At 66.6% G+C, this 323-nt stretch carries 1 protein-coding gene; it reads left to right on the forward strand.

The genetic code is table 11. The features are described from left to right. On the forward strand, positions 1 to 323 hold a 323-nt coding region (locus tag HU735_RS26865), incomplete at both ends, for a hypothetical protein (RefSeq protein ID WP_186716492.1).

Consider the following 323-nt stretch of genomic DNA (forward strand, 5'->3'; position numbering starts at 1 on the left):
GAGGCCGCCGCCGAAGTCGAGCGAGAAGCACGGGAGGTGGAGCGCTGGAACAGCAGCCCCCTGCTCGCCGCCAAGGCCCCCCTCCCCGCCGTGGATGTCGAGGCCCAGTTACCGCGCAGGATCGAGCGCAAGCAGCAGGAAGCACGGGAGCGCTTCGAGGAACGCTACGACGAGGGCGAACGCAGCGCCTTCGCCAGCGCTTACGAGACCGAACTGCACAACCGCCAACAGCTGATCGACCAGCTAGCCACCTTGTATGCCGAGCTCTACGCCGCCCCGGCGTTTCAACGCATCGCCTACAACGACTACAGCGCCATCGACTG

The organism is Pseudomonas sp. BW16M2, assembly GCF_014268865.1.
Taxonomy (GTDB): domain Bacteria; phylum Pseudomonadota; class Gammaproteobacteria; order Pseudomonadales; family Pseudomonadaceae; genus Aquipseudomonas; species Aquipseudomonas peradeniyensis.